Genomic DNA, 8,396 nt, shown 5'->3' on the forward strand with positions numbered 1-8,396 from the left:
AGACTATGTGGTCTTCCATGGAAAAGACGGGGCGGTTCCCCAAGCTCATCGTTGCCATGGTCAAGGTAGGTGAGGAAACGGGAAGGCTTGACGAGATGCTTGACACCATCGCAAGGTTCTATGAGGACGAGGTTGACAGAACTGTGGAAGGTCTCATAACCTTGATAGAGCCCATGCTCATAGTTATTCTCGGAACCATAGTTGGTGGTATCCTGATAGCTCTCTACATGCCGATATTCAAGATAGGGGAGCTTGTCAAGTGATCCTCTTATAAACCGCTTCAACCAGAGAGTCTATCTCGGGGGAGCTACCTTTAAAGACCTTGCTCACGAGAGCTTTGACCTCATCGTATATCTGGGAGGCTTTCTTCTTCGCTCCCTCCTCTCCCAGGAGAAGGTAGTAGCCGTCCCTGTCCACTATGTCGTCGGTTATCTGGAAGAGAAGTCCGAAGCTTCTTCCAACACCTTCAAGGTCGGGCAGAAGGTCCTGCCTGTGGGCAACTATAGCGCCGGATAGAAAACAGGCTTCAAAGAGGGCTGCTGTTTTCTTCAGGTTGACCTTCTCAAGGTCTTTCTCACCGGCTATATCTAAAGCCTGTCCTCCAACCATACCCTCCGCTCCAGATTTGACCGCAATGGTATGTATTAGGCTGAGCACTTCACCTGCTGTGAGACTCCTGAAGATTCCCTTCCTTGAGAGAATCTCAAAGGCATAGGTGAGCATGGCATCCCCTGCCAGTATGGCTACCGCTTCCCCAAACTTCCTGTGGCAGGAAGGGAGCCCCCTCCTGAAGTCATCGTTGTCCATCGCAGGAAGGTCGTCATGGACAAGAGAGTAGTTGTGTATTATCTCTATGGCACAGCCTACGGTTATGGCATCCTCCTGGTCCCCTCCCAGAGAGACAGCGGTCGCAACCGTGAGAAGGGGTCTTATCCTCTTTCCCGGCTGAAAGAGATAGTAGGACATAGCCTCGGAGAGTTGCTCCGGCTCAAAGGACCTGAGCAGTTCCCTGAGCCTTTCCTCAATCCTTTCCTTCCAGAGAGGAATCCTATCCATAGGACTTAAAATTATAGACATCTTATGGGAGGCTGAAGATTGCGAGTAGGTATTTTTGACTCCGGCGTTGGGGGGCTCACAGTCCTCAGGTCCATAAGGGAGAGGTTTCCCTCTCTGGACCTCATCTATCTAGGTGATACCGCAAGGGTTCCCTACGGAAACCGCTCACCAGATACGGTGATCAGGTACAGCCTTGAGTGTGCGGACTTCCTCGTAGAGAGGGGGATTGATGTCCTCGTGGTTGCCTGTAACACCGCGAGCTCCTACGCCCTTGACACCCTCAGCAGGGAGCTCTTCATTCCGGTGGTCGGTGTGGTGAGCCCGGGTGTGAAGATGGCTCTGTCCATAACCTCTGGCAGGGTTGGGGTCATAGGAACGTCAGCAACGATAAGGAGCGGCTCCTACCAGAAGGCTCTAAAGAAATGGGGTGTTGACGTCTTTGCAAAAGCCTGTCCCCTCTTCGTGCCCCTTGTAGAGGAGGGATTGGTTGAGGGGGAGATAGCGGAGAGGGTCGTAGAGCTCTACCTTAAGGAGCTAAAAGATGTCGGTGTGGATACCCTCATACTCGGATGTACCCACTACCCTCTTCTCAAGGGAGTGATAGAGAGGTTTATGGAAGGGACCAAGGTTGTTGATTCTTCAGAGGCTGTTGCAAGAGAGCTTGACAAGCTGGTGACTAACGCTGGGGAAGGGAGAACTGAGCTCTACTTCACCGATAGGTCCCAGAACCTGGAGCGGTTGATTGAGCTGATACTGGGGAAGGCAGCTCTGCCCAACATAGTTAGCGAAGGGATTCACAAGGGCTAACCTATAAACTCAATCAGGCTCCTCTTCCTGAGCTTCTCCAAGAGTTTCTCCTGCTCCTCCTTGAGCTTCTTTGTAAGGAGCTCTTCCTTTATCTCATCTTCGCTTCTGCCAGATATTATCCTCACTGTCCTCAGAACCTTAGCAAGGTAAAGATGCTTCTCATCCTCAGCTATGGCGAGCTTCCCATCCTCAGTCCTCCATATCTCCCTGTCCAGCGCCTCTATCAGCTCACCCTTTCCAACCTTTATCCTCTCAAGCTTCTCATTCAGCTCCTTAGCCATAGCCTCAAGGTCCGTGCCATACCTCTCCACAAGGGGGAGAACCCTATCCTTACCTTCCTTGTTTATAACGAGGAGCTCTATCTCCTTCTTGTAGGTAACATCACCGCTCCTGAGCCTCTCAAGCTCTATCTCAAGCTCAGACACGCTCACCTTACTCCTGAGATACTCATTAAGACCGAGGGTTGAAGCCACCTCAATCTTCAAGAAGCTCCTCAGGTCCTTCGGAGACAGACCCTCCCTGTAAAGCTCCCTGTAAAACTCCTCAACCGTCTTCCCGTTTGACTTCGCTATATCCTTTATCAGGGAGTCTATGTACCCTTCGGGTATGTTCAGCCCCTGCTCCTGAAGAAACTGGGCTATCAGGTGCTTGTTAACGAGCTTCCTCAGGAGCTCGTCCCTATCGCTAACTTTGTAAAAAAGCTGGGCTACTTTTAGTTCGCTCTCAAGTATCGGTTCTCCGTTGACGTTAGCCACAACCCTGTCAAGGAGCTGGGCATAAGAGAAGCCAACAAATAGAAAGAGAACTACTCCAAGTTTTTTAAGTAGATCTCCAAGCTGTAGCCCTTTAAAACTTCCCTGAACCATTCTCTCATTACCTCCTGCCTTTTAATCTTAAGCAGCTTTGCCCTGACCTGGTCTCTGACCTCATCAAGGGGCAGAACCCCTGCCTTCCTTCTGTCTGTTATTTTAAGAATAAGGTAGCCGGTTTCAAGCTTTATGGGCTTTGAGACCACACCAACCCTGTAAGGGTAGAGCCTCCTCCTGACAATCTTAGGAAGAGCCTGCACCGAGTACCACCTCTCCCTGCCGATAACAATCCCCTTTCCTTCCAAAGGTGTACCTCCCCTCTTGAGCGCCTCATAAACCCTGAGAGCGGTCCTCTTCGTTTCCGTTATCACCCTGAGGAGCTTAACCTGGTCCGGGTAGTGAAACTCTCTCTTGTTGAGCAGGTAGTAAGCCCTTATCTCTCCATCGCTCACCTTGAGGTCCTTCGTAATCCTGTTAGTAAGCTTACTTACCAACAGCTCTCTCCTGACAAGCCTCCTGAGAAAGGGGTCGGCTGACTTTCTGCCCCACCACCTGAGCCTCTCCTCAACCTCCTCCTCTTCAACGGACAAGCCCATGTCTTTAGCCATGTCCTCAACTATAAGCCCTTTTATGTACTCAAATAGAAACCGCCTCTTGTCCTCTGCGGTAGGTCTGTTGGGGTTGAAGTGGAGTATCTCCTTTCTGTAGAGGTTGAATAGCCTCTCAAACTCATCCTTCCTTATCACCGTGCCGTTGACCTTAGCCACTATGTCCTGAGACGCAAAGGAAAGAGACATGAAAAGGAGGAAAAGGACTATCATGTAGCCCTTTTATTATACAGCCACGTCTTGAAGAGCAGGAGGAGAGGACTAAGCCCAACGAGGGCAAATATACCGCTCCACACGAAGAGATCCTGGAAGGCGTAAGAGTAAGCAAGCTTTGTCTGAAGAACTCCTACGGCGTAGTAAGCCTTTGTGAGAGCTTCCTCCTGGAGAGAGGAGCTGCTTAAAAAGTTAAGGGAGAGGCTTTCTATCCTTTGGGCAACGGCGTGGTAGCTGAGCCCCTGAAGGGCAGCCATATCATCGTAGTGAAAGGAGGAGTTTCCCTTCAGTATGTTCGTCGCTATCGCCGTTCCGAAGGACCCACCTATGAACCTTATGTAATCAAGGAGACTTATCACGAGAACTGTCTTCTCCTCAAGCCCCCGAAGGGCGATGACAGTCACCGGCGCAAAGAAGAGCCCCATACCAACACCCATGAAGGCAAGCTCAAGGGAAGCCTCCTCCTTGGGCGTGTAGAGGTCGTAGTGTCTGATGAAGAGGTATATGGAGCCAAGATAGATGAATATCGCCATCAGGAGCGTTCCACCGGCACTCCAGCGGTCGCTCATCACACCTGCAACGAGGGAGAAGACCGCTATTGAGAAGGCGAAGGGCAGTAGGAGGAGTCCGGTGGTGAAGGTGCTGAGCCCCTTTAGAAACTCAAAGTAAAGGGGTATGGCGTAGAAGAGGGCGTACATTGAGAAGCCCAGAACGAGGAGAAATACAACGAAGGAAACGCTGAAGTTCACGCTCCTGAAGATACTCAGGTCCATAAGCTTTGTATCCGAAATAAGGTCGGATATAAGGTAGAGGAGGTAGCCAAGGAGGGCTATGAAGGTAAGGAAGGCGATAGCGTTTGAGGTAAACCAGCCGAGCTGCTGTCCCTTGGACAAAACCACGAGGGTGCTGACGGTTGCCACAGATATGAAGGTGAAGGAGAGGAAGTTGAAGGGCAAAACCCTGCCCCTTTTGGAAACCTCCTTCAGGAAGAAGAGGGAGGAAGCAACTAAGAAGATGCCCACCGGAACGTTTATGAAGAAGATCCAGTTCCAGTTTATATGTTCGGTGAGCCAGCCCCCCAGTGTGGGTCCCACCGCTGGAGCGAAGGAGGCACCCAAGCCGAAAACACCCATAGCTATGCCCTTCTTTTCCGGAGGGTATATGGTGAAGAGGATAGCCTGGGCGGAGACTATTATGAGAGCCTCAGCAAGCCCCTGAAGGGAGCGGAAGACAACCATCTGGTAGAGCTCGGTTGATACACCGCACAGGTAGCTTGATAGCCCGAAGAGAGCTACACCAGCTATGTACATAGCCCTCAGACCTATAACCGATTCCAGCCACTCAATGAGGGGTAGGGTTACGGCGGCGGCTATCATGTAGGAGGTCACAACCCACTGGATGCCGTAGAGGTCGGTCTTGAGGGGAGCTATCATCTTAGGGAGAGCCACGTCCACAATGGTGGTGTCAAGGATAGCCATGAAGGCTCCGGCCATGACTATGAGGGTGTGGAGTATCAGCTCTCCCTTAGTCAGTTCTGACTGACCCATCAGTTATAATCTTATCAGGAGCAGTAAAAAGAGCCCATACGTTTCACCTTCCCCTCCATCTCAAGCTCCGTCAGTAGGGAGAGAGCCTTCCCCTCATCAACACCGAGGAACTCAACCACATCGCTCAGAGTTCTGGGTTCCCGCAAGTAGGAGAGCAGAGGGTCCTCAGGGGACTCCTCCCCAAAGGCATCTCTTCCGTCCCTTATCAGCTCCGCACCCTCCCTTACGAGTCTGTAACAGCCCTCCCAGTTGGGGGACCTACCCATACCTATGTGGGTGTAAACCTTCTTACCATACTTGCGGGAGTAATCTGCGGTTATCAGTGCTCCGCTCCTTGCCCCAGCCTCCGGGACTATAAGAAAGTCTGAAAGGGCTGCGATAATCCTGTTCCTCTTAGGAAAGGTGTGGGAGCTTCCCCTCTCCAAAGGGTGAAACTCCGAGATAAGGAGACCTCCAGAAGCTCTTATATCATCAAAGGGTCTCCCCTGAGCTCTCAGGATTCCGAAACCCAAGACGCAGATGGTGTAGCCAGACCTACTTATGGCGCTGAGGTGTGCCTGGGAATCAACACCCCTTGCACCACCAGAGACTATCCCGTAGCCCCTTGAGAGGGCTGACTCAACTATTCCATCCACGAAGGAGAGGGTGTAGGCGGTCGGTCTCCGGCTCCCGACTATCCCCACAAGAGGCACATCCTTAAGGTCCCCTTCAAAGAATAGGATAGGGGGAGGGTCAGGTATGCTCCTCAGGGGAGAGGGGTAATCCTCATCCTCAAGGGTTAGAAAACCTATCCTCTTATCATCAACGAGCTTTACGATCTCTTCAGGCTCCTCAATCCCTTCCCTTCTAACTATAGCCCTTGCCCTCCTGTCTCCGACAACCTTTACAAGCTCCTCATAGCTTGCGGTGAGTATCCTCTCACAGCTTCCGAAGTAGTCGTAGAGCTTCTTTATTGTCCTCTCTCCAACTCCACCTATGGAGGCGAGGGTCAACCAGCAGGTGAGCTTTTCCATACTCTAACCTATATCATAGGGCTTGCACTTGTTTTCATATAAGTATTCCCTTATATTGTTTATCACAACCGTCTGCGAGGAGGCAGGAGAATGTACTACGTCGCCCAGGTAATACGTGATGAATGCAGTAAGTATAACTGCAAGCAGTGCACCCTGTTCTGCCCAGAGCCAAACACTTTGATGTACACTGATGAGACCCATCATGCCTACGTCATGACCGAGAGATGTAAGGGATGTGCCCTCTGCGTTTACGTCTGTTCAAACCTTCTGAAGAGGGATTCTATAGAGATGGTCTATGCGGAGAACAGGGACGTCGCCGGTGTTAGATAAAGTTCTTTGGAGGTAAGCTATGGCAAAGTTAGGACCTGCGGGATACTCTCCCTACCCTGTGGCTATGTACGAGGGAGTTCTAACTCCCCCGCCAGGAAAGGCTCTCCTCTTCAACGAGATAGTTGATGAAGAGATAGCCATGAGGGAAGCCGCCAAGGCTATGCTAACTAGGGAGAACCCGACCATATTCCCCGGACCCCAGGTGCTCTACGCCTGGAACGAGGAAGCTAAGGAAAAGGCAAAGCTGGTGAGGAAGATAGCCGAGACCCTCGGCGCAAAGATAATCCCCATGTACGATTACAGACCTAAGTACCCGAAGATTGACCCAGAGAAGGAGATAAACCCAAACCATCCCAACCTGACGATATGGCACAACAACATAAAGGCATGCATATTCGTTGGTGTTCACTGCCACTACGCAAACGTAGCACTGAAGATAATAAGGGCTGAGACCGACTGCTTCACTATAGCCCTGTGCGGTAACTCAGGACACGAGGACGCGATGATAACCCTGAGGGACCAGCACACCGAGGAGCTGGAAAAGTTCATCAGAGTGGCGGAAGAGGTAAAGAAGGAGCTGGGCAAGTGATGGAGACACTCTCCAAGAGGTGGACTTACGAGGACTACCTCAAGCTTGATGACGACAAGCGCTACGAGATAATAAGGGGAGAGCTCATAGAGATGCCCGCACCGACAACAACCCATCAGAGGATAGTGGGAAGACTTTTTAGATTAATGAGCGACTTTGTAGAAGAGAGGTCTATTGGTGAGGTCTTCGTATCCCCCGTTGATGTGGTTTTGGCTGAGGATAACGTTCTCCAGCCAGACATCCTGTTCGTCTCCAAGGAGAGGGAGGATATAGTCAAGGAAAAGGGAGTGTTTGGTGCTCCCGACCTCGTAGTTGAGGTCATATCTCCATCCACTCTAAAGCGGGATACCGAGGACAAGAAGAGGCTATATGCGGAGTACGGTGTGAAGGAGCTGTGGCTCATCTTCCCCGGGGAGAGGGCTATTGAGGTCTTTTCCATTAAGGACGGAGATTACGAGGTCTGCTCCTTTGGGTATGAAAAGGGAAAGGTGAGCTCATGCCTTTTGGAAGGTCTGGAAGTAAATTTAGAAAAGCTATTTAAGGAGGTGCTGTGATGCAGAAGACCGAGCAGGTTCAATACAATAGAGCGGGGCAGAGGGTAGTTTCACCGGACTACCTGCTCTTTGAGGCACCAAGGGAAAAGCAGTTCATGACAGGTTCAGAGGTTGTCAAAGAGGCGGTCAAGCGTGCTTCCGTTGATGCTTCCGTTTCCTACCCGATAACCCCCCAGTCGGAGGCTGCCCACCTGATAGGTGAGCTATGGGTTGAAGGCTACGTAGGAGTTTACTTCAGAGGTGAGTCCGAGTTCGGTGTCATGTCAGAGGTCGCCGGATGTGCGATGGCTGGTGCAAGGACGATAACCACCACCTCCGGACCGGGGACCCTTAGGGCTATGGAGAACTTCCCCATGTGGGCGGGTTCAAGGCTACCCATACAGCTTGTCCTCATGGCAAGGGGTGTTAACGCTCCCCTGACAATTCAGCCCGACAACCTTGAGATATCCTTCCTTCTGGATACGGGATGTATGATATGGCATGCGGAGACAGCTCAGGAGCTCTTTGATATGATACTTGCCGGCTTCGTTGTCGCTGAGCAGCCCGACGTCCACGTGCCGGTGATAACAGCGATAGACGGCTTCTTCATATCCCACACGAGGGAGGCGGTTATGCTCCCACCCGACGACATAGCTCTGCCCCCTTACAACCCTTACAAGTCTCCCATGGTTCCCCTTGACATGGAGATGGCACCGGGAAGGTTCCTCAGGGACCCCTACGTGATGAAGTCCAACTACATATCTTACGCAGCTCACACGATCTGGCAGTTTGTGGTAAGAGCAGAAATAGAAATGTCAAGACCCTACTCAAAACACTACCTGAGAGGTCTGATTGAATAGATCTGTGACACCGAGGATGACATAGTCTTCT

The 8,396-nt window shown here is 51.4% G+C and carries 10 protein-coding genes and 1 pseudogene; 6 read left to right on the forward strand and 5 right to left on the reverse strand.

From position 1 onward, the window contains the following. Nucleotides 1-263, forward strand: a 263-nt coding sequence (locus AC1HCM_RS04180; protein ID WP_479460524.1) for a type II secretion system F family protein, incomplete at its 5' end; no start/stop codon positions are given. Here the strand turns inward: AC1HCM_RS04180 and AC1HCM_RS04185 are convergent. Next, a complete protein-coding gene (locus AC1HCM_RS04185) occupies nucleotides 256-1,056 on the reverse strand; it encodes a polyprenyl synthetase family protein (RefSeq protein WP_479460525.1) in 801 nt (266 codons plus the stop codon). The two genes, AC1HCM_RS04180 and AC1HCM_RS04185, sit on opposite strands and share 8 nt — an antisense overlap. 39 nt (nucleotides 1,057-1,095) lie before the next feature. On the opposite strand from AC1HCM_RS04185, the gene murI reads away from it, so the two are divergent. After that, nucleotides 1,096-1,863: a glutamate racemase gene (gene murI / locus AC1HCM_RS04190; protein WP_479460526.1), complete on the forward strand. Its 768-nt coding sequence runs from the start codon at nucleotides 1,096-1,098 to the stop codon at nucleotides 1,861-1,863. Here the strand turns inward: murI and AC1HCM_RS04195 are convergent. Genes AC1HCM_RS04195 through dprA form a run of 4 tightly spaced genes read right to left on the reverse strand, consistent with a single transcriptional unit; the run spans nucleotide 1,860 to nucleotide 6,053 of the window. Then, the gene (locus AC1HCM_RS04195; RefSeq protein ID WP_479460527.1) at nucleotides 1,860-2,729 is read right to left on the reverse strand and encodes a peptidylprolyl isomerase; all 870 of its coding nucleotides are present in this window, start codon (nucleotides 2,727-2,729) and stop codon (nucleotides 1,860-1,862) included. The genes murI and AC1HCM_RS04195 overlap by 4 nt on opposite strands. Next, nucleotides 2,669-3,493: a peptidylprolyl isomerase gene (locus AC1HCM_RS04200; RefSeq protein WP_479460528.1), complete on the reverse strand. Its 825-nt coding sequence runs from the start codon at nucleotides 3,491-3,493 to the stop codon at nucleotides 2,669-2,671. The genes AC1HCM_RS04195 and AC1HCM_RS04200 overlap by 61 nt, the downstream gene beginning before the upstream one ends. Continuing rightward, nucleotides 3,490-5,040 (reverse strand): DHA2 family efflux MFS transporter permease subunit, encoded by a 1,551-nt coding sequence (locus AC1HCM_RS04205; protein WP_479460529.1) that lies wholly within the window; start codon nucleotides 5,038-5,040, stop codon nucleotides 3,490-3,492. The genes AC1HCM_RS04200 and AC1HCM_RS04205 overlap by 4 nt, the downstream gene beginning before the upstream one ends. 14 nt (nucleotides 5,041-5,054) lie before the next feature. Beyond that, complete coding sequence (gene dprA, locus AC1HCM_RS04210; RefSeq protein WP_479460530.1) at nucleotides 5,055-6,053, reverse strand: DNA-processing protein DprA; 999 nt, start codon at nucleotides 6,051-6,053, stop codon at nucleotides 5,055-5,057. Between the two features lie 90 nt (nucleotides 6,054-6,143). On the opposite strand from dprA, the gene AC1HCM_RS04215 reads away from it, so the two are divergent. From AC1HCM_RS04215 to AC1HCM_RS04230, 4 genes and pseudogenes are all read left to right on the forward strand, one after another. Further along, nucleotides 6,144-6,383, forward strand: coding sequence for a ferredoxin oxidoreductase (locus AC1HCM_RS04215; protein WP_479460531.1), 240 nt, complete (start codon nucleotides 6,144-6,146; stop codon nucleotides 6,381-6,383). Nucleotides 6,384-6,402: 19 nt separating this feature from the next. Further along, the gene (locus tag AC1HCM_RS04220) at nucleotides 6,403-6,972 is read left to right on the forward strand and encodes a carbon monoxide dehydrogenase beta subunit family protein (RefSeq protein ID WP_479460532.1); all 570 of its coding nucleotides are present in this window, start codon (nucleotides 6,403-6,405) and stop codon (nucleotides 6,970-6,972) included. After that, the gene (locus AC1HCM_RS04225) at nucleotides 6,972-7,526 is read left to right on the forward strand and encodes a Uma2 family endonuclease (protein WP_479460533.1); all 555 of its coding nucleotides are present in this window, start codon (nucleotides 6,972-6,974) and stop codon (nucleotides 7,524-7,526) included. The genes AC1HCM_RS04220 and AC1HCM_RS04225 overlap by 1 nt, the downstream gene beginning before the upstream one ends. Continuing rightward, a pseudogene (locus tag AC1HCM_RS04230) lies at nucleotides 7,526-8,362 on the forward strand (ferredoxin oxidoreductase); the annotation flags it as partial. The gene AC1HCM_RS04225 and the pseudogene AC1HCM_RS04230, both read left to right, overlap by 1 nt. Nucleotides 8,363-8,396: the final 34 nt, after the last annotated feature.

It is taken from the genome of Hydrogenivirga sp., from assembly GCF_056450045.1.